Annotated in this window: 16 protein-coding genes and 1 pseudogene; 5 read left to right on the top strand and 12 right to left on the bottom strand. The window is 68.0% G+C overall.

All coding sequences use genetic code 11. From position 1 onward, the window contains the following. Positions 1–13: 13 nt before the first annotated feature. The 3 genes from ACFZDK_RS48835 to ACFZDK_RS48845 all read right to left on the bottom strand — a co-directional run bounded on the left by ACFZDK_RS48835 (position 14) and on the right by ACFZDK_RS48845 (position 3,778). Complete coding sequence (locus ACFZDK_RS48835; RefSeq protein ID WP_390983890.1) at positions 14–1,366, bottom strand: hypothetical protein; 1,353 nt, start codon at positions 1,364–1,366, stop codon at positions 14–16. A gap of 568 nt (positions 1,367–1,934) precedes the next feature. Beyond that, a complete protein-coding gene (locus ACFZDK_RS48840; RefSeq protein WP_390034318.1) occupies positions 1,935–2,669 on the bottom strand; it encodes a GntR family transcriptional regulator in 735 nt (244 codons plus the stop codon). Positions 2,670–2,770: 101 nt separating this feature from the next. Further along, a complete protein-coding gene (locus tag ACFZDK_RS48845) occupies positions 2,771–3,778 on the bottom strand; it encodes a zinc-binding alcohol dehydrogenase family protein (RefSeq protein ID WP_390983894.1) in 1,008 nt (335 codons plus the stop codon). Between the two features lie 574 nt (positions 3,779–4,352). Between ACFZDK_RS48845 and ACFZDK_RS48850 the strand changes: the two genes are divergently transcribed. Continuing rightward, positions 4,353–5,321, top strand: a complete 969-nt coding sequence (locus ACFZDK_RS48850; protein ID WP_390983897.1) for a TAXI family TRAP transporter solute-binding subunit — start codon at positions 4,353–4,355, stop codon at positions 5,319–5,321. 97 nt (positions 5,322–5,418) lie between these two features. On the opposite strand, the pseudogene ACFZDK_RS48855 reads toward ACFZDK_RS48850, so the two are convergent. Then, a pseudogene (locus ACFZDK_RS48855) lies at positions 5,419–5,619 on the bottom strand (hypothetical protein); the annotation flags it as partial. On the opposite strand from ACFZDK_RS48855, the gene ACFZDK_RS48860 reads away from it, so the two are divergent. The 3 genes from ACFZDK_RS48860 (at position 5,539) to ACFZDK_RS48870 (ending at position 8,424) form a co-directional block, all read left to right on the top strand. Next, entirely contained in the window at positions 5,539–5,772 is a 234-nt protein-coding gene (locus tag ACFZDK_RS48860; protein ID WP_390035212.1) for a hypothetical protein, read from the top strand. The pseudogene ACFZDK_RS48855 and the gene ACFZDK_RS48860 overlap by 81 nt on opposite strands. A 717-nt stretch (positions 5,773–6,489) precedes the next feature. Continuing rightward, the gene (locus ACFZDK_RS48865) at positions 6,490–6,675 is read left to right on the top strand and encodes a hypothetical protein (protein ID WP_390983899.1); all 186 of its coding nucleotides are present in this window, start codon (positions 6,490–6,492) and stop codon (positions 6,673–6,675) included. Positions 6,676–6,972: 297 nt separating this feature from the next. Then, positions 6,973–8,424 (top strand): MFS transporter, encoded by a 1,452-nt coding sequence (locus ACFZDK_RS48870; protein ID WP_390983902.1) that lies wholly within the window; start codon positions 6,973–6,975, stop codon positions 8,422–8,424. 338 nt (positions 8,425–8,762) lie between these two features. Here ACFZDK_RS48870 and ACFZDK_RS48875 read toward each other — a convergent pair whose 3' ends face one another. From ACFZDK_RS48875 to ACFZDK_RS48905, 7 genes are all read right to left on the bottom strand, one after another. Beyond that, positions 8,763–9,581, bottom strand: a complete 819-nt coding sequence (locus ACFZDK_RS48875; RefSeq protein ID WP_390983905.1) for an enoyl-CoA hydratase/isomerase family protein — start codon at positions 9,579–9,581, stop codon at positions 8,763–8,765. Position 9,582: 1 nt separating this feature from the next. After that, positions 9,583–10,560, bottom strand: a complete 978-nt coding sequence (locus ACFZDK_RS48880; RefSeq protein WP_390983907.1) for an arginase family protein — start codon at positions 10,558–10,560, stop codon at positions 9,583–9,585. A gap of 25 nt (positions 10,561–10,585) precedes the next feature. Beyond that, the gene (locus tag ACFZDK_RS48885; protein WP_390983910.1) at positions 10,586–11,869 is read right to left on the bottom strand and encodes a hydantoinase/carbamoylase family amidase; all 1,284 of its coding nucleotides are present in this window, start codon (positions 11,867–11,869) and stop codon (positions 10,586–10,588) included. Between the two features lie 96 nt (positions 11,870–11,965). Next, the gene (locus tag ACFZDK_RS48890) at positions 11,966–12,130 is read right to left on the bottom strand and encodes a hypothetical protein (RefSeq protein WP_390034326.1); all 165 of its coding nucleotides are present in this window, start codon (positions 12,128–12,130) and stop codon (positions 11,966–11,968) included. Positions 12,131–12,257: 127 nt separating this feature from the next. Next, a complete protein-coding gene (locus tag ACFZDK_RS48895; RefSeq protein WP_390983914.1) occupies positions 12,258–12,587 on the bottom strand; it encodes a hypothetical protein in 330 nt (109 codons plus the stop codon). 225 nt (positions 12,588–12,812) lie between these two features. Then, positions 12,813–14,390, bottom strand: a complete 1,578-nt coding sequence (locus ACFZDK_RS48900) for an AMP-binding protein (RefSeq protein ID WP_390983916.1) — start codon at positions 14,388–14,390, stop codon at positions 12,813–12,815. Positions 14,391–14,422: 32 nt separating this feature from the next. After that, the gene (locus ACFZDK_RS48905; protein WP_390983956.1) at positions 14,423–15,790 is read right to left on the bottom strand and encodes an aminotransferase class III-fold pyridoxal phosphate-dependent enzyme; all 1,368 of its coding nucleotides are present in this window, start codon (positions 15,788–15,790) and stop codon (positions 14,423–14,425) included. A gap of 211 nt (positions 15,791–16,001) precedes the next feature. Between ACFZDK_RS48905 and ACFZDK_RS48910 the strand changes: the two genes are divergently transcribed. After that, positions 16,002–16,997 carry a LacI family DNA-binding transcriptional regulator gene (locus ACFZDK_RS48910; RefSeq protein WP_390034329.1) on the top strand — a complete coding sequence of 332 codons (996 nt, stop codon included), beginning with the start codon at positions 16,002–16,004 and terminating at the stop codon, positions 16,995–16,997. 187 nt (positions 16,998–17,184) lie between these two features. On the opposite strand, the gene ACFZDK_RS48915 is transcribed toward ACFZDK_RS48910, so the two are convergent. After that, on the bottom strand, positions 17,185–19,206 hold the full coding sequence (locus ACFZDK_RS48915) for a CocE/NonD family hydrolase (RefSeq protein WP_390983920.1): 2,022 nt from the start codon (positions 19,204–19,206) through the stop codon (positions 17,185–17,187). Positions 19,207–19,272: the final 66 nt, after the last annotated feature.

Below are 19,272 nucleotides of genomic sequence, written 5' to 3' on the forward strand. Positions count from 1 at the left end.
GCTGTCGCGCCGGTCAGTCATGGCCGACCGGGGCCGTGGCCGCCGCGTTCATGAAGCGGCGCTGGTACGACACGACCTGGTTCGCCGAGGCGAAGCGCGCGAGGTACTCGGGCTCGGCCGTGATGACCAGCCGGTCGACGACGTCCGCGAACTCGGGATCGGTCATCAGCTTGTCGAGATCCCGGTAGTTGGCGCCCTCCATGCTGCACACGATCAGACGGGTGTCGGGCAGGTGGGACTGCTTGAGCAGGCGCAGGTTGTGCCGGACGGCGTCCAGGCCGTCCCACCCCTCCGCGTCGTTCAGGTGCCGGTAGGAGACGAGATCCTCGCCGTAGTGCAGGACGTCGATGAGTTCACGGTCGCCGCCCGAGGCGGACAAGTGGTCGGTGTCGACGAGGAACGTCCTCAACTGCTCGAGGCGGGACCTGTCCCGGGTGGCACGGTAGGAGGCGACGAGATCACGCACGTGCCTGGCCTGGGAGAGCCGGTGGCGGATGAAGCTGTTGATGAAGTACGGCTTCGCCTGCAGCGCCAGGGCGCTCTGGTACGGCTCGAACATGAGCGTGTAGTTGACGCGGTAGCCGTGCTCGCGCAGGGCCAGAGCGAGGGTGTGCGACCGGAACGCGTCCTGCGTGGACGGGGAGGCGTAGTGCGCGCCCAGCTTCCGGTCGCCGCTCATCAACTCGTGCACGTTGCCGGCGTTCACCGGGCCGGTGTGCGGGACCTTCACCACGAGCCGGTACGGCGAGAGGATCTCGCGGTACACCGCGATCTCGTCAAGGATCTTGTCGAAGTCCGGCTCGAAGGGGTTCTCGATCTCGACGCTGACGTCACAGCCGGGACCGAGGACGTCGCCGAGCTCCGTCATCACCTCCTCCAGCGTGTGGAACTTGCGCCCGACGTTCGCCTCGGGATTGTTGATGAACAGGTCGTAGACGATCCCGGGGTTGCAGGTGAGGTTGCCCAGCAGACCCGCGACGGGGGCGACCTCGTACGGGTTGGCGGAGTCCGCGGAGTACACGACACCGGTCGGCCGGCGAACGCCGTTCCCGTCGAAGCCGATGTCGCGCACGAGGTCGACCGACAGCAGACCGTCGGGCTCCAGTGAGCTCTCGATCCGGAAGCCTGCCGGGATTTCCCCCTCGGGCACGGCGAACGTCCTGATGACGTCACGGAACCGGTCCGTCACCGCCACCGCGCTCGCGCACCGGTTGAGCGCTTCGAAGTCCCGGCGCTCCAGAAGGAGGTCGCGAACCCGGCGGACGTCGCCCTCGTGACCGCGGGCCGCGTCCGCGGTCAGAGCGCCGAGCGTGTAGTGCACTCCGGTGCGCCCGGCACCGGCAGACCGGTAGTTGACATGGGGCATCTTCTCGCCTTCCTGCGCTACAGGAGGAGTACGCGGGAGCCTCACTCCACAAGTAGATACACCTGAGTTACTGAGGCATTACCTGTATATACAGGGAAAGCTAGGTGGTCGCTCCCCGCATGTCAACCGATCGGATCCATGACGTTCGCGCACGCACGCGTCCACACATCGAGAAGGCCGACACCATGTGGCCCACCCGGGAGGCTTCGGATGCGGGATGCCGAGCAGCCCACAGCGGGCCACCACAGCAGCACGAAGTCCGGCATGGCCGGCATCGGACGCGCCGTGAGAGCGGGGCGCCCGACGGCAATCGGTCAGGGACTTCGAAGGCACGGACGAAGTGGTTCCGGGCTGCCGGCAGCCCGGCTTCCGGGCGCCGGGGGCGGTGATGCAGGCTGTTCCGCACCGCCATGAGGGTTCACCACACCGAACGCCGCCACCCCTCGGCCGCGGGTGATCGCCTAACCGCCCGGTGACGACCTGTCAAAGCCCCGGCAGCGTCCCTCGCCGGGCAGCCGGCGGGTGCCGCCGGACGGCTCACCGACAGCGTCACTCGAGCGTGCGACGCTCACTCCGGCGGGCGGTGGAACTCGAAGGTCACCTTCATCTTGTCGCCACGGAAGAGCACGTGGCAGTACTCGAACGGCCCGCCCGAGGACGCGTAGTTGGTCTCCTCAAGCTGCAGGAGGGTGAAGCCGGGTTTCACCTGGAGCAGTTGGGCGTCGCGCTCGCTGGCCAACGCCGTCTCGACGGACTCGACGACCCGCGCCGGCTTCAGACCGTAGTCCGATTCCAGCACGTCGCGCAGCTGCACACCCTCCAGGTCCTTGTCACCCAGGTCCGGGCACACACCCACGGGGATGTAGGAGAGGTGGATGCTCAGCGGTTCGCCGTGCACGGTCCGCAGCCGCTCGATCCGGTACACCGTGTCGCCTTCGCCGAGCCCCAGCTCCTTGCGCACCCGCCCCGGCGCCTCCACCTTGGAGGAGTTCAGCAGAATGGTCTTGCTGGAGATCCCCAGGTCGTCGAGCTGGCGCTGGATGCCGATCGGCAGGTGCGCCCTGTTGGCAATCTTGGGTTCGGCCACAAAGGTCCCCTTGCCGGGAACCCTGTAGACCAGCCCCTGCTGGACGAGCCTCGTGATCACCGCCCGCGCGGTCATCCGGCTCAGTCCGTACGTCGCGCTCAGCTCGTTCTCGGACGGGATCTGCTTGTTCGGCAGCCACTCCTCGTCGGCGATTCTGTCCTTGATCGCCTCTTCCAGCTGTACATGCAGCGGCGTCGGGCTCGATCGGTCCAACATGGCGGCCCCCGTTTCGGCAACATGTATGTACAGGAACGGTCAGCATATCACCTGCTAGTGGCACGAGGGTGGGAGTTTGTCAACACCTCGGACCGCCGCGGTCACCAGGTGGCGGTGAGCACGATCTTGCCGACCGTCCTTCCCGACAGCACCTCCAGGTGTGCCCGGCGGATGGTGTCCGTCGTGATCCCGTGCAGAGTGGTGGCCATCGTGGTGCGGATCGTCCCTGCCTCGACGAGCTCGGCGGTGCGGTCGAGCAGCCGCCGGTGCGCGGCCATGTCCTGTGTCTCGAACATGGGGCGGGTGAACATCTTGACCCAGTGCCAGGTGACCGACTTGTCCTTCAGGGGAAGGATGTCGAGCGCCGTGGGGGAATCAAGCGCGGCCACCCGGCCGAACGGTACGGCGATTTCCGCGAAAGCCTGCACGTTGCCCTCGGTGTGCGGAGCCAGGATGTAGTCCACGCCCAGGGGCGCGGCCCTCTTCACCTCCTTGACCAGGTCATGGTGGTCGACGACGTGGTCGGCGCCGTGGGCCAGTGCCCACGCGCGGGACTCGGGCCGGGAGGCCGTCGCGATCACTCGCAGGTTCGTCAGCCGCTTGGCGAGCTGGAGGGCGATCGAGCCGACGCCACCCGCCCCGGCGAGTACCAGCAGGGTTCCCGTGCTCTCGGCGGAGAGCCCGAAGTGGTCGAACAGGGCTTCCCATGCGGTGATGGTCGTCAAGGGCAACGCCGCGGCTTCCGCGAAGGTCAGACCACGCGGCATCCGTCCCACGAGCCGGGCGTCCACCGCATGGTAGGTGGCGTTCGTGCCGTCACGCGTGACGTCGCCGGCGTAGTAGACCCGCTCCCCCACTGCGAACTCGGTGACATCGGCTCCGATCGCCTCGACAGTCCCTGCGGCGTCGTAGCCCAGGACCCTGGACTCCCCCTGCCCCATGCGGGCATGCAGCTTCGCGTCGACGGGGTTGGTCGAGACGGCGTGGACCCGCACGAGCAGGTCGCGCGGTCGCAGCCCGGGCGTCGGCAGGGTGCGGGTGAGGAACGCGTCCGGGTCCGCGGCACCGCGGCCTCCCTGCGCGACGATCCCTGTCATCGTGCCGCCCATCGCTGCCTCCATCAGATCGGTTTTGCGCGTCGGCGCCGCGCAGGCGCTCCGGCCGCCGGTCCGGACGCGGCGAAGAGGCGTGGATCATGCGCGGTCCCGTTCGCCCCACCATGCCATGGTCACGATCGCCGCTGCGTAGCCGACCGAGCCGGTCGGCCCCGGCCCGCCGCCGCGGCACCCGCTGCAGAGGAGGCAGCGCGGCCTCCACACCCGTGCTCCAACCTGCGCGACAAGCAAGGAAGTTGGACTCGGCGATCGCGGGTCTGCGTGCGAACTCCTTCCGCAGGAACCGACTTGGCCGACAGTCCGTGCGTGATCCCGAACGGGACTGGACGCGCCGCGGAGACCCGCCGCGCCGATGCTGGTGGAGTGAGGGATTTCGAGGCCCCGAGCGGCCCGACTCGGGTGCGAGTTCCTCCGGGACTCGCGATCGAAAGGAAAGTCGATCTTGCGAGAACGCGCATTGACACTATGCGCCACCCACTGTCCAGTCTTGCGACCAGCTGCCATCAGTAGCAAAATGCGGGACACCGTTCCGCAATACGACACATGTATGTAGGCCAGGGAGTAGCCCATGAGTGACAGTCCGCGCCTGAACCGTCCGGTCACCGTCCACTTCCGCGCAGACTGGGGGCAGGCGAACTTCCACCGGATCTGCGGTTGGCTGTCGCAGGAACTCGGCGACCGGTCGCCTGAAGGCTCCCGGTTCGCCGTGTGGAACGGCCGGGGCGGCACGGACCAGATCGCGGCGTTGCGCGCCAAGGAATGCGACATCACCATTGCCACGCCGACCGCGGCACTGAGCATGCTGCAGCAGGCCGGCGAGCTGGAGGGGCTGGCCGCCCTGGGCGTCATCCCCCAGCGGGACAGGCTCGTGGTCGCGGTGGATGCCGAACTCCCCGTGTCCACCGTGGCCGACCTGGCCTCCATCGACCGCCCTCTGACGATCGCGACCTCCCAGGACGACGGGGTGAACCTGATCGGCCTGGCCACGCACAAGGCGCTGCGGCTGGCCGGCCTCGACCTGGACCGGTTCTCGTTCTTCTACGACGAGCGCCCCTTCCCGCCGATCGCCCGGTTCGCGGCAGGCGAGGCGGACGTGCTCATCCACGAAGCCATCATGACTCCGCACTGGCAGAGCATCGACCGAGTCCGTCCGGTGAAGTACCTGCCCTGGGGCGACGCCGTGCTGGACGCGTTCGAGGCCGAGGGGTGGGGCCGGGCCGTGGTGCCCGCCGGCTACCTCCCGGGACTGGAGAAGGACCTCACCACGCTCGAGTTCTCCGACTTCGGAGTGCTGTGCCGCGAGGACCTGGCCGACGACCTCGCCTACCTGGTCACCTGGTGCATGGTCCGCACCAAGGCGGCCCTGGAGGGCCAGTACAAGCACATCCCCGCCGACTACTCCCCCGTCGGCTACCCCCTCGACCCGGCCGCGATGGCGCGCACCCCTCTGCCGTTGCACCCGGCCGCGGCACGCGCGTATGCCGACCTGGCCGACGCCGACCTCACGGCGGACGACGGCTCGGTCATCTGGAAGTGATCCAGTAACCGCGGGGTCGGGCGCACCAGCAGGGCTCGGCCCCGGGTCCCCGTCAGCGCCCGGTCTCGTCCCTCGACGTCCCGCTCAGTCGCGCACGGCCCAGCAACTCGTCCAGGACGGCCGCGTGCGGCTCGGCGGTATTGCGCACGTGGACGTGCAGCGAGGCCGGCCCGGTGTCGAGTTCCTGCGCCGGCCGACGCATGGTCACCTCAACAGCGTGGAGAGCAGCCAAGCCGTGCGCACGGGCGGTCGGATCGGCTGGACCCTGCCCGCACACAACACCGAACCGCGGGCACAGCTGGCCGAGGTGCGCGAACGCGGATACGCCGCCATGAACACACCCGGCGACGCCAGCGAGATCGCCGCCCTCGTCCGGGACAAGCGAGGCCGTCCGCGCGCCGCGCCCATCACGACTTCGCCGACACGGTCGTACGCATGGCCAAGGAGCTGAGCGACCGCGTCGGCTGATCGCGCATCCCCACGAGCGGCCGGAACTCCCCAGGGAGTCCGGCCGCTCTACGCATGCCGAAACGCAATACCTCCGGCACGACGGTTGCCGAGCCGCGTATTTGGTATCACACTGACGGCCAGTGTTCCGCATAGCGCTACAAGAGCCTTCCCGTCCGTTGCGATCTTCGCAAAGGAGCCCGGTATGTCTGCCCTTGAGCCCAGCCTTGACGAGGTCGAGAAAGCGGTGAGCGTGATGCGCGCTCGGTCCGCCGAACCGGCCCAGGACTCGCTGCTGAACAACATCAAGCCGCCCGCGGACGGCGGCCAGCAGGTTTTGCTGCGCGTGGACCCGCTCGCGGCTCTGTGGGCCGACCACCGAGTGCGACTGCTGTGGCGCGGGGTGCTCGACTTCAGCGACGACGGCACATGGCTCACCGGTATGGGCCCGTGCCGGCGCCGTCGTCCCCTGCGGGAACGTTCTGCAGGGCGGCCCGGCGCAGGAGCACGGGCAGTTCTACCACTGGCACACTGTCTGCGACGTCGTGATCCGCTACGGCGCCCACAACTCGCCTCTGTCGCCCGGGCAGATCATCGCCACGCAGAACCTGCACGGAGTGAACTCGCGGTTGAGGATTGCCGTTCCGAACTTCTGCGCCACGAGTACGACGCCTCGCCACCGGCCCAGGGGGCGGACGAGGCGGTCCGTCAGTTCCCGACCATGGTCGGTTCCACCCAGTTCGCGGCACTGCGCAACAGGGACGAGATCCGCACGTGCAAGGAGTGCGGTCACGTCAACAGTCCTTTCCCCGTGGAGGGTTGGGGCCGGCCACGGCAGGTCCGCCGGACAACCGCGGTGCGGGCCGCCGAGGCCGCCATGCGTGAGGCCGCCGTCACCGACGCCTGACAACGCTCCAGCTCTGGGTGGAGCACGGCCCGTGCATGTGCCCGTGCTCCACCTGTGTCCCTCGCCGTAGTCGCCCACGCCGTTCCCGGAACGCCGACCGCTCACCCACGGCCGCCGCATCACCTTGCAGCATTACGCGTCCTGTTGCTGCCGCACGCCCGAGTCAGAGCCGCAAGCACGCCGCCCTTCCAAGGCCTTTCGTGTCCTGCTGCGCCGCAACCCCGCACAGGCCCCGCGTCCTTGCGCCCCGCCGGTTGCCCCGTTGCCGTCCCTCACCTCATCAGAGGAGTACGAGCCGTGTCCTCTTCCCTTCAGCCAGCTGCGGCGGCCGAGACCGCCGACAGCCGGCCCGCCGTATCCCGACCGCTCGCAGTGGCACTTCTTCTCGTCTGGCCCGCCCAGCTGCTGACCGTCGTGGGATCGATCGGCAGCAACGCCATGCCACAGATCGCCGAGCACATGCGCACCCCACACATCGCCTGGTTCACAGTGACCTTCGTCCTGGTCTCGCTGATGACCGTGCCGTTCGCCATGAAACTGGGCTCCGTCTTCGGCAAACGCCGCATCATGGTCATCCTCACCGCGGCCGGCCTGGTCGGTGACATCGTCGCGGCGGTGGCCCCCAACTTCACGGTCATGCTCATCGGCCGCGCCATGGGAGGCTTCTACGGGCCGGTGGTGCCGCTGGTCATGGCGAGCGTACGCGAGATCTTTCCCCGGGCATGGGTGTCCACGGTGTACGGGATCATCACGGGGTCGATCGGCATCGCGCAGGTCGGCAGTCCGCTGCTGGCCGGTTGGCTCATCGACGACTTCGGCTGGCGTGCGGCCCTTTGGTCACTGGTGATCTCGACCCTCGTGGCGGGAGCATGCCTGCTGGCGATGCCCGAAACACCCCGCAAGGGCACCGTCAGGAACTTCGACTGGGCGGGCGGTCTGCTGCTCGGCGGTGGGGTGGCCCTGCTCGTCTTCGGAATCGGCAAGGGCGGCAGCTGGGGATGGACCGCGGCCGGCACCATGATCTGCCTGGTGGCGGGCGTGGCCGCCCTCGTGGGCTTCGTGCTGGTGGAGCTGCGCGTCCAGCAGCCGGTCGTCCACGTGCGGATCCTCGCCAGGCGTGCGGTCGCCGCAGCCGTGATCGTGCCGTCACTGGTGCAGGGCGTGTTCTTCGTCGTGCCGACGGTCCTGACCTTCCTCGCCCTGTATCCGGCCATCCCGCACGTCTCCGACGGCCTGGGGTGGAGTGTCACCCACACCGCGGTCGTCGGTATCGCGGCCGGCGTGGTCACCGTCCTGGCGGGAGTAGCCGTGGGTCGGCTGCTGCGCAGAACGGGCCCCCGGTTGCTGTGGTTCGTCAGTACCGGCACTCTCTCCGTCGGCCTGCTGCTGGCCGGGCTCTACCACGGCGACGAGGTGGAGATCATCCTGACGGGCGTGGTCATCGGTCTGGGGGGCGGCATGCTCGTGTCCACCGTCGGCTCGATGATCGTGTCCGTGGTGTCGCTGGAGGACCAGCCGGCGGCCAGCGGCATCTCCTCCCTGCTCTATCAGGCATCGGGAGCGCTGACATACCAGTTGCTGTTCCTTCAGTTGGACGATCACTCCACGGTGATGCGGGGTGTGACGTTCTACGCGGACGCCGGCTTCCGCAACGCCTACTTCGTGCTCGCCGGCCTCGTCGCCGTCGGCTTCCTCCTGACGCTGGGAATGCCGCGGCTGCAGCGCCCCGAGCAGGCGCTGCAGAGCTGACCGGGAGCGAACCCCATCCCGTCCGGATACCGAACCGAACGACACCCCCTCACACACGCGTCCAGGAGGCGCCCCCATGTCCGACCAGGTTCCCACGCTCCGGCGCCCTGTCACCCTTCACTTCCGCGGTGACTGGGGACAGGCCAACACGCAGCCGGCGGCAGTCCCCGCAGCAGTACGCCGGGGCGCCGCGGCGGATCGCCAACGTCATCCGGGTCGTACCACCACCGCGATCATGTGCGCCGTCAGGACCTGAGCCGCCACGAGTCCAGCCGTACTCCCGAGGGCGGATGGGGAGGTTTCGCATCCGCCCTCGCGGTCATCCGAACACGTGATACTCACGCGTCCCGTTCCGAGGACGCGGAAGGGAACCGCGGCGGGCGCTTCTCATGGAACGCGGTGATTCCCTCCAGCGCGTCTTCCTGGTAGAAGTCGATGGTCTCCAAGGCGACGGACAGTTCGAAGGCAGGTGCCGCCAGGCGAAGGACGTGGTTGAGAGCCCGCTTGGTGGACCTCACCGCTCGTTGCGGTCCCGCGCCGATCCGGTCGGCCAGATCGTAGGCCCGCTGCAGCACTTCGTCTCCCGGCACCGCCAGGCTCACCAAGCCGATGCGCTCGGCCTCCGCGCCGGTGACGAAGTCCGACGTGAGGAGGTAGTACTTCGACTTGGCCATCCCGCACAGCCATGGCCAGAGCATCACGGCGTGGTCGCCGGATGCGACACCGAGACGCATGTGGCCGTCTGTGATGCGGACCGTCTCGTCGATGATGCTGATGTCGGCAGTGAGCGCGACGGCAAGGCCGGCGCCCACAGCAACTCCATTGATCGCGGAGATGATGGGCTTCTTGCAGTCGAGCATGTTGTTGACGATGTCCAGCGCGACCTGGCCCGACCTCAGCACGCGCTCGCTTCGCAGGGCTGCGCGGGGATCGGCGTCCTGCTTCAGATCGCCGCCCGCCGAGAACGCGCGCCCGCGCCCGGTGATCACGGCCACGCAGGCGTCGGGATCCTCGTCGAAGGTTCGCCAGACAGCTGCGAACTCGTCGTGGAGTCGTTCGTTGGCGGCGTTCAGCCGTTCCGGCCGGTCAATGATGATCACGAGGACGCCGTTCGGGCGGCGCTCGAAGGACAGATGCTCGTAGTCGTCGTACCTCATGTCACTCGGCCGCCGCGTCGCGCTTCTTGGCGTATGCGAGCGCGGTCGCACACAGGATCTCGAACATGATGTTGGCGGCGTTGAGCGCTGTCTGGCCACTGGGGTCGAACGGCGGTGACACCTCCATGACGTCGCCGCCGATGACATCGAGACCCTGGAATCCTCGCACGAGCGCCAGGGCCTGCTTCATGGACAGACCGTCGGGCTCGGGGGCTCCGGTTCCGAAGGCGTAGGGGACATCGAGGACGTCGATGTCGAAGGTGACGTACACCGGCGAGTCGCCGACGACGCGGCGCACCTCGGCGAGCGTCCCGTCGACCCCGATGCGGTCGATGTCCTCGATGGTCAGCAGGGTCATGCCATGGTCCTTGTGCCAGCTTCGGTCCTCGTGAATGAACCGGGTTCCGTGGATACCGAGGCTGATGGTCTTGGTCGCGTCGACGTAGCCGTGCTCGATGGCGGCACGGACGGCGTTGCCGTGGTGGATGTAGTCCCCGCCGAAGGGGTCGTCGTAGGCGTCCGGATGCGCGTCGAGGTGGATGAGGGCGATCGGCCCGTTGTCGCCGACCAGGCCCTTGATGGCGGAGTAGGTGACACCGTGATCGCCACCGGCGGCGACAACCGCGGCGCCGGTCGCGGCGATGCTCGCGACGAACTCGGCGGCCAGGTCGATGCTCAGCTTCGGGTCCATCGGGTTGACCGGTGCGTTGCCGGCGTCGACCACATCGCAGAGCTCGAACGGTGCTACCCCATGGAAGCTGAGCTGGCGGATGAGACCGGACATCTCACGGATCTGCGCGGGCCCGAGCTTCGCCGATCCCCGCCCGCTCTGGAACTCGAACGGCAGACCGACAAGGGCGATCTCCGCACCGTCGAGTTCGGGCTTGTAGGGCCGGCGCATGAAGGTGGAGAGACCGGCGAAGCGGGCGATGGACCGGCGTCCCAGCTCGGCGGCCACGTCATTGATCTGGTTCGTCATCTTCCTTCTCCTTGGGTGCAGTTGTTCAGTCGTTGGCCAGAGCCAGGACGGTGGCCGCCAGGACCCGCGTTCCCGTTGCCAAGTCGGTCAGGTCGGTGTACTCGTTCGGGTTGTGGCTCAGACCGCCGCGGCTGGGTACGAACACCATTCCGGTCGGGGCGTGCCCGGCCAGGTGCAGCGAGTCGTGGAAGGCCCCGGAGTCGATCGGCACCGCCGGGATGCCGAGCAGCCGGGCAGCGTCCGCGATAGTCCGCTGGATGACCTCGTCGAACGGGGTCGGAGGCATCTCCATGACCCTTGCGATCGTCGCGCCGTCCTGTGAAGCCACGATCGAGCGCAGCGTGGACTCGGCCGACTCAAGTGTCGCGGTTTCCGGATGCCGCAGGTCGACGCTGAAGGAGACGCGTTCGGGAATGACGTTGATCGATCCCGGTGCGACGTTCATGCGGCCGATGGTCAGCCGCAGGTTGTCGTCACCCGCGGCGAACAGGCGGTAGGCATCGGATGCGATGGCGGTCGCCTTGCGCAGGGCGTCGTCGCGTGCGCCTTTGGGGGTGCTGCCGGCGTGTGCCGCGACACCGGTGGTCTCGACCTCGAACCATCGGGTTCCCTGGATCCCCCGGACGACGCCGACGGGGATGCCGACCGCCTCGAGGATCGGTCCCTGCTCGATGTGGGCTTCGACGAAGGCCGCCAAGGGAGCACCCAACGGACGTGAAGGGACATCGGAGAAGTCGGCGACGACAGCGGACAGCTCCTCCTCGACGGTGATGCCGTCCTTGTCGGCGGTCCCGAGGAAGCCTGCGAGCAGCCCTGGGTCGGTGAACGCGGAAGCTCCCATCGATCCGGGAGGGAAGCGGCAGCCCTCCTCGTTGGTCCAGATCACCGCCTCCACCGGACGACGGTGGGACACACCGCTGTCACGGAGCGCAGCGAGCACCTCGATGGCCGCGCATACCCCGTAGGCGCCGTCCAGCTTCCCCCCGGTCGGCTGACTGTCGGCGTGGGAACCTGTGACGACAGGCAGGGCGTGGGGGTCTGACCCTTCGACCCGGAAGAAGAGGTTGCCGATCGTGTCCTGGTGGGCAGTCGCACCGTAGCCTCGGGCGAGGTCGATGAGAAACCGGCGGCCCCGAAAGTCGTCCTTGGTGAGGGCCTGCCGGTTCACGCCGCCGTCGTCGCGGGCGCCGAAGGCAGCCAGGTCGTTGATCAGCCTCCCCAGACGATGCTCATCGACCGCCGTGGCGAGCGCGCGGACGTCCTCGCTCGAAGGCCCTCTGGTGGTTTGATTTGTTGACGAAGCAGTCACACGCTCAGCAGCTTTCGGTCGGCCTGGCCGGTTTCGGATCCAGGAGCGGTTAGGTCGGGCGGTATTCCGGTTACGCCGCGAGGCGGGCGGCGCCGCTCACTCGGCTGCGGTCAGGATCGTCGCCGACCGGGGAAAGTTAGTCGTGGACGAGGCCGTCCAGCGCGTCCGCCGCGCATGTGGTGTGCCGACTGCGGCGATACCGCCTGAGAGCGAGTACCACTCGTGTTCGGCGGTGTACTGCGGTTCCTTGGGGAGAGTCATGTCTTCTGTTCCTCTTCGGTCCTGCGGTCTCACTGCGGACGTCGGTAGCAGGGCAGCTCCGCGACGACGACCGTCTCGTTGATGCCGCGGGACGCCGACCGCGAGTTGGGTGCCCCTGCTCGCGTGGTCAGGGCTCACGTAGGTCATCGCCACCAGGCTGCCGCTCGTCGGGGCCGGTGCCGACCTGGGCGCCCGTCACCCGGTCGACCACTGCCTGTCCGGCACGCGGCGAGCGGCTTGCTCCGGCGAGTCCGACGGAGAGCCTGGTCCGCCCCGCGTCGAAAGGGGTGAGGTCCCCGGTCAGCTCGTGGCCGTACGGCATTCCCGCCTCCAGGCGGAGGGTGTCTCGACACGCGAGTCCGGCAGGGCACGGCACCGAAGCCGGGGCCGGATCAAAGGAGAGCCCGCCGGATTCCTCCGGCATCGACGACTGGCACGAAGATCTCGAAGCCGTCATCGCCGGTGCGGGCCGGCTGGAATGACGTCCCACAGGTCCCGATGGGATGGACGGTCAGACGCCGGTGGTCTCGCGTACAGGGTGATGTCCGGCCGTCTCCGACGAGTGGCGCAGTGGCATGTCCCACCCGGCGGACTCCGTCATGGCCGCCCAGGTGTTTCCGGTGGCCCTGGGCCAGGGGAACGTGTCGGAGAGGCTGGGGCACGGTGGTTCCGGTGGCTTCACTCATTTCTTCGTCGCCGTCGTGGCCGTATCGATCGCGGCCGCGTAGGTGTCGCGAAGCCGGCGCTTGAGGATCTTCCCGTAGGCGCTTGTCGGCAGCGCGTCGGTGAACCAGACGTGGCGGGGCTTCTTGTAGGAAGCCATGTTGGCGCGCGCGAAGTCGATGACCTTCTCGGCGGTCAGGTCCGCGCCGGGGACCGGGACGATCACCGCGGCGACGACTTCCCCCCATATGGCGTCAGGGACGCCGATGATGGCGATCTCATGGACGCCGTCGAGCTTGCCGAGGACGTCCTCGACTTCCTTGGCGTAGATGTTCGAGCCGCCGCTGATGATCATGTCCTTGATGCGGTCGGTGATGAACAGGTAGCCCTCTTCGTCCAGGTAGCCGGCATCGCCGGTGTGGAGCCAGCCGTCTCGGATCGTCTCCGCGGTGGCGTCGGGGCGGTTCCAGTATCCGCCCATCACCAGTTCGCCGCGGACGCAGATCTCCCCGGTCTGGCCTGCCGGGAGAGCGTTGCCTTCCGGATCCATGATGCGGATGCGGGTGGCCATCGTCTCCCGTCCGGCGGACCGCAGTCGTTTCAGGGCGGCCGGGTCGCCATCGATCCGATGGGCCGCCTTGGGCAGACACGTGATGGTCGCAGCGGCCTCGGCCTGGCCGTAGAACTGGATGAAGACGGGCCCGAAGACGCGCAAGGCTTCTTCCAGGTCCTTCAAGGGCATGGGTGCCGCGCCGTAGACGACCGACTTCAGGCTGGACAGGTCGAAGTCGCCTGCGTCGGGCGCGTCGAGGAGCATGCGGATCATCGTCGGGGCGAGCATGGTGGCCGTGACGCCGAGCTTCTCGATGGTGCTGAAGACGGCGGCCGGGTCGAAAGACAGGTTCTCCGGGAAGGCATGTGCGGCACCGACGGCGATGTGGGGCAGCCCTACGCTGGTCGAGCCGTGGGAGATCGGAGCGAGGTGAAGGATCACGTCGGTGGCGGCCAGGTCCGGACCGAGCTCGACGAGGAAGTGCTGCGTCATCGCCAGCAGGTTCCGATGGGTCTCGATCGCCCCCTTCGGCTTGCCTGTCGTCCCGGAGGTGTAGAAGACCCAGGCCGGGTCATCCGGGTCGATGAGGATGTCGGGCCGTGTCGGTTCCTCGGCCGAGATCCAGTCCTCCCACGCCTCATAGCCCTCGACCCGGCCGCCGAAGGCGACCCAGTGTTCGACCGTGGGCAGGGTGCCGCGCAGGTAGGCGATGCGGTCGGCGAGGTCGATGTCGACGATGACGATGCTCGCACCTGAGTCGGTGATGGCGTGGCGGTGGTCGTCGGTGTGGCCACGCGGGTTGAGTGTCACGGCACCGCACCCGGCGGCGATGACACCGAAGTAGGACTCCATGCCCTCGTACCTGTTGGTGGTGAGGATGACGACACGGGAGCGCTGTTCGGTCCGCTTCAGGATCGCGTTGGCGAGCGCTGCGACTCGGGCCGCCCCTTGAGCGTAGGTGACCGTCTCGCGATGGGTTGCCACCCACAGCGGTCGGTCCGGGTGTCGCTGGGCGCTGCGGAAGAGAAGGTGGGCGAGATCCATGTGATGTCGATTCTGCGTGGCGGTTCGCGGGCTCATGCCTTGAGGAAGCCGTGGGCGTGGAGCTGGTCGGTGAGCAGCCCGAAGGTCTTGTCGATGCGGCTGACGATGCTGTCGACCTGCTCGGGGGTGATGATCAGGGCGGGCGTGAGCATGAGGTACTCACCGAAGGCGCCGTTGTTCATGCGCCGGCCACCGATCAGCAGACCGTTCTCCATGGCGATGCGGCGGAACTCGATCGCCGCTCTGGCTGTTCCGGGGAACGGCCGCTTGGTCTGGCGATCGGCCACGATCTCGATGCCGCACATCAGTCCCCGGCCGCGGACGTCGCCGATGATCTCCCAACGTCGGGCGAGATCGTCGAGCCGGGACCGAAGCAGGTGACCCATCTCGGCGCCGTTCTCGATCAGGTGGTGTTCACGCATCTCGTCGAGGACGGCGATTCCGGCGGCGCAGGAGATGGGGTTGGCGTTGTAGGTGTGGGACAGATCGAACCCGCCCACCGCGCGAAGGCGTGCGACAAGGTCGGCTGAACAGGCGATGGCCGCCAGGGGAACGTATCCGGCACCGAGGCCCTTGGCGATCACGGCGATGTCCGGGAGGGCGTCCGGGACATGGTGTGCGGCCAGGAACCGTCCGGTTCGGGTGGCGGACATGACCTCGTCGAAGACCAGGAAGACGTCATGACGGTCGCAGATGTCACGCACCGCGCGCAGGTAGGAGTCCGGTGCGACGTTGGCGCCGGTCGCCGTGCCTCCCACAGGCTCCATGATGAACGCGAGCACGTTCTCCGGCCCGAGCTCGACGATCGTTCGCTCCAGCTCCGCGGCAGCCCACAGCGCGCCTTCCTCGGACGTCATCCCCGTCGGCGGACGGTAGGTCAACGGCGCCGGCACCTTGGTCGAGGGCACCGTCATGTCGCCCCACAGAGCGGAGTACTCGGCGTCGCCGCTCCAGCCCATTGTGGCCAGGGTGCCGCCGTGGTAGCCCGGGTTCAGGGAGATGACCTTCCGCTTGGCCGGCTTGCCCGCCAAGTAGGCGCACTGGCGTGCCAGTTTGATGGCCATCTCGTTTGCCTCGGAGCCGTCGTTGGAGAGGTGAACCCGTTCGAAGCCGGGGCCGGCCATCTCTGCAATGCGTGCGGTGAGTTCGAAGTTTGCCTCGTGACGGCTGAAGCGGACGTAGGAGAACGACATCCGGCGGCCCTGCTCCACCATCGCGTCGACGACCCGCTGATTCCCCAGTCCGATGTTGGCCACTGCGGCACCGGCGTTGGCGTCGAGGTACCTCGTGCCGTCGGCGGTGAGGTAGTAGAGACCTTCCGCCTTGACAATGAGAGGGCGCGGGACATCGGACGGTGAGTAGAACGCCTCTTGGTGGTTACCCAGGCCCTGACGAATCACCAATGTGGTCCTCCTGGTTGCCAATCGTTTGGCTTAACTGTAGGACCATGCTCTGTGCCGGTTCAACGTAGGTCATGAGCAATTAACAAACGGACCGGAAACGAAACTTGCACGGCATATCAGCCAGGCAGTCTTGGCCATCGCTTGTAATTTGTTACTCGCGTGGCGACGACGTTCGGTTCTGGGGGAGGGCGGTGCCGGTGTGGGGGGTATGACGATGAAAGAGCTGGCCGATTTGGCCGGCGTCGATGTCTCGACCGTGTCCCGCGCGCTCCGAGGAGACACCAAGAGGGTTGCCGCCGCCACCATCGAACGCGTTCAACGGCTCGCGGCCGAGAAAGGCTATGTGCCCCATGCGGTTGCCTCAAGCCTGCGTAGTGGTCGCTCGCGGACGCTCGGACTCGTGGTGCCGACCCTGAGTGACATCGTCATGGGAATACTGGTCACCGCGATGGAAGAGGCCGCGGAAGAACTGGGATATGTGTCCACCGTGGTCGCCACCCATGGCCAGCCGATGCTGCGCAGGCAAGCGGTCGGGCGGCTCGTCAACCGGAAGGTCGATGGGCTCGTTCTCTGCGATGGACAGATCGGCCATGACGATCCCGTGACCCATGCCCTGAACGACGTGCCGCACATGTACGCGATGCGTCGGGGGGCCAGCGCGGCCTCGGTCGCGGCTGACGACCGCCGTGGTGGCGCCCTGGTGGCCAAGCACTTCCTGGAGCTGGGACATCGGGCGATCGCGGCCGTGCCCGGGCCCCTCGACGCTCAGACGGCCCATGACCGGCTCCAGGGTTTCACTGCCGCGCTTCACCGCCACTCGGTCGGCGCTCTGTCGGTTTCCGAGCACGGCGGGTTCGAGGTCCAGGACGGGCATCGGTACGTGCACGCGTTGCTCGACCGTCCGGAACGACCGACCGCGATCTTCTGCACCAACGACCACACTGCGATTGGCGCCGGCCGCGCGATCGCGGACCGCTCCCTGAAGATCGGCGAGGACATCGCCCTGGTGGGGTACAACGACATCCCCCAAGCGGCATTCTTGGAGACACCGCTGAGCAGCGTGAGCACCGACCTGACGCTCATGGGAACGTCAGCCGTCCGGCAACTGGTCGGGCTGATCGAGGGGAATCCCGCACCCGGGCTGTTGATCGAGCCGACTCTGGTTGTCCGGGCCTCCTCGGGTCGGAGCATCACGCCGGGATGATCGTGTTCGTGGCTGCTGACGGGCTCGCCGGTGACGCGGTCGACGCGGGAGCGCCGGTTGATCCGGCACCGGGTCAGGACCGCGTGGACGATCGAGGGGGGACATGCCCGGCAGGCCGACGATCCGGACCGGGCCCAGACGCTGTCCGAGCATGGACTCGACCGACCTGCCCGGCAGTGAACCTGGACTAGGTCAGTTCACGCGGGATCTCGGCGACTGAGCGGTGTTCATAGAAGTTCTCGCCGTTCTCTGTCGCTCTGAGCACTTCCTCCACGAGGTACTGCTCGGCATCGAAGGTCACCGCACACGTGGCACTGACCTCGACCCGTGTCGTGTGCCGGTTCAGGGTCCGCGTCACCTGCGTCTGCCAGCGTGCCCGGGTGGGATGGACGCTGTCGGTCTCGGCGACACACCGGTCGGCATAGCCGGCGACGACATCGACGCCGTCAATGGGCTCCTCGGTGTATGCGGTCTCGGTGACCAGGGCGACTCGGCTGTCGGCAGCACGTGGTTCCGGCACCGCCGTCCAGTCGGGTGCCGCGTCCGTTCTCAGGGCGGGTGCCGTCGCCGCTTGCGCCGGCGGGACGTTGTCCAGCAGCGTCAACGACAGTGAACTCGTAGGACCCGTTTCCAGGGTGAGGGCGACCCTGTGAGGGGGCAGGGCGGCCACCGGCCAGAACGTCGACGAGACGGCCACCCGGATGCGGGAACCCGTGCGGATGCGGCGGGCCACGAAGCGAAGGTCGAGCCCGACGTCGTAGAACTCGCCTGGTACGAGTGGCGCCGGCCGTTCGGAGCCGTCGCGGTGGGTCAGGTTCAGGACGCCGAAGCTCACTGGCCAGGACCTGCCGTCAGCCGTGACCTCGGTAAGGCGAACACCCAGCATGGCGACGGGTTGGTCGGCGGACACCCGAAGACGGACCCGGGGCCGCCCGATGAAGACGACGTCGTTGCCGAGCGGTTCGGAGTCGAAGGTGAGGCTCTTCTCGTCGTCGTCGGACTGGTCGCCTGCCACATGGGCGGCGCCCTTGTCGGGAGCGCCCCATTCCGGCCATCTCAGCCCGACCACACCCTTGTCGGGTACCGGGAGCCGCACAGGATCTGCCGTCTCCGGCACGAGCCGGTCCACATCGAAGTGGTAGGTCAGGCCGGCACCGGCCGACGGCCACGAGTCAACGCTCGCCCAGTGGCCCGGCGCATCGGAGCCGAGACCCGATTGCGCGGCGGCGCCGTCTTGGACGTAGACCCGCAGCACCGGCTCCCGCATGAGCTCCGACTCGTCGCCGGCCAGCCAATGCCGCCACCACCGCAGTTCCTCGGCCAGCCAGTCCATCCGGGGTCCCGGCACGCCGTGCTGCGGGAAACTGTGTCCCCAGGGGCCGATGATCGCCTTGCACGGGCCGCCGGTGTTCCGCAGCACGGAGTCGGCCTCGTCGACCCACCCGTCGAGCTGGCCCCCGACGAAGTAGATCGGGCAGTCGATCGCCCCGTACGCGGCTCCGGGGGAACTGGTCGCCCAGTAGTCGTCGGCCCGCTGGTGGGTCACCCAGAGCGCCCCGACGGCGTCGACCGCCGCAAGCCTTTCCCGCCACATGTCCCGCCACCGCTCGCCGACCACGGCCGGGTCCGGGGGCATACCGAGAACGGTTCTCAAGGCCGCTGCCCACTGCACGTTGGTCAGACCGAGAGAGCCGCCGTGCCAATGCAGGTCACGCGCGAAGCGGTCTCCGCAGGCGCAACAGACGACGACGGCCTTGAGCGGGGCGGGGTTGCGCGCCGCAGCGTACAGGCCCACGTTCCCGCCCCAGGAATAGCCGCGCACACCAACTGACCCGTTGCACCACGGTTGACGTGCGAGCCACTCAATGATCTCGACGAGGTCGTCGGTCTGTGATTCCTCGAATTCATCGCCTGCCACGCCCGCGGACTCGCCCGTGCCGCGGATGTCCACCCGGATGAAGGCGAAGCCGCCGGCGGAGAGCCGGTCGCCGGTCTCGTCGTCGAGCGAACGCGTGAGGTCACGGGTCCGATACGGCAGATATTCAAGGACGACGCCGACGGGCCGGGCGGCGGCATGACCGGGGAGCCACAACCGTGCGCTGAGCCGGGTGCCGTCGTCGAGGGGTACCCAGAACGGTTCGACGCGCCGGATGCGGGCGTTGTCCGCCTCCCTGAGGAGCAGCTCACGATCGGTGTTCTGCTTCGTCACGATCCGCCTTTCCCTGGGCGTTGGTCGTGCGGGCCGACGGAAATGGTGATCACCGTCCTCCGGGAC

It is taken from the genome of Streptomyces sp. NPDC007901 (genome assembly GCF_042959465.1).
Classification (GTDB): Bacteria; Actinomycetota; Actinomycetes; order Streptomycetales; family Streptomycetaceae; genus Streptomyces.

Excerpts from the sequence above, each read along its gene's own strand:
- ACFZDK_RS48890 (WP_390034326.1), bottom strand. The coding sequence starts at position 12,130 with ATGACTCTCCCCAAGGAACCGCAGTACACCGCCGAACACGAGTGGTAC.
- ACFZDK_RS48845 (WP_390983894.1), bottom strand. The coding sequence starts at position 3,778 with ATGGGCGGCACGATGACAGGGATCGTCGCGCAGGGAGGCCGCGGTGCC.
- ACFZDK_RS48900 (WP_390983916.1), bottom strand. The coding sequence starts at position 14,390 with ATGGATCTCGCCCACCTTCTCTTCCGCAGCGCCCAGCGACACCCGGAC.
- ACFZDK_RS48895 (WP_390983914.1), bottom strand. The coding sequence starts at position 12,587 with ATGACGGCTTCGAGATCTTCGTGCCAGTCGTCGATGCCGGAGGAATCC.
- ACFZDK_RS48840 (WP_390034318.1), bottom strand. The coding sequence starts at position 2,669 with ATGTTGGACCGATCGAGCCCGACGCCGCTGCATGTACAGCTGGAAGAG.
- ACFZDK_RS48850 (WP_390983897.1), top strand. The coding sequence starts at position 4,353 with ATGAGTGACAGTCCGCGCCTGAACCGTCCGGTCACCGTCCACTTCCGC.
- ACFZDK_RS48835 (WP_390983890.1), bottom strand. The coding sequence starts at position 1,366 with ATGCCCCATGTCAACTACCGGTCTGCCGGTGCCGGGCGCACCGGAGTG.
- ACFZDK_RS48875 (WP_390983905.1), bottom strand. The coding sequence starts at position 9,581 with ATGAGGTACGACGACTACGAGCATCTGTCCTTCGAGCGCCGCCCGAAC.
- ACFZDK_RS48910 (WP_390034329.1), top strand. The coding sequence starts at position 16,002 with ATGACGATGAAAGAGCTGGCCGATTTGGCCGGCGTCGATGTCTCGACC.
- ACFZDK_RS48865 (WP_390983899.1), top strand. The coding sequence starts at position 6,490 with ATGGTCGGTTCCACCCAGTTCGCGGCACTGCGCAACAGGGACGAGATC.
- ACFZDK_RS48880 (WP_390983907.1), bottom strand. The coding sequence starts at position 10,560 with ATGACGAACCAGATCAATGACGTGGCCGCCGAGCTGGGACGCCGGTCC.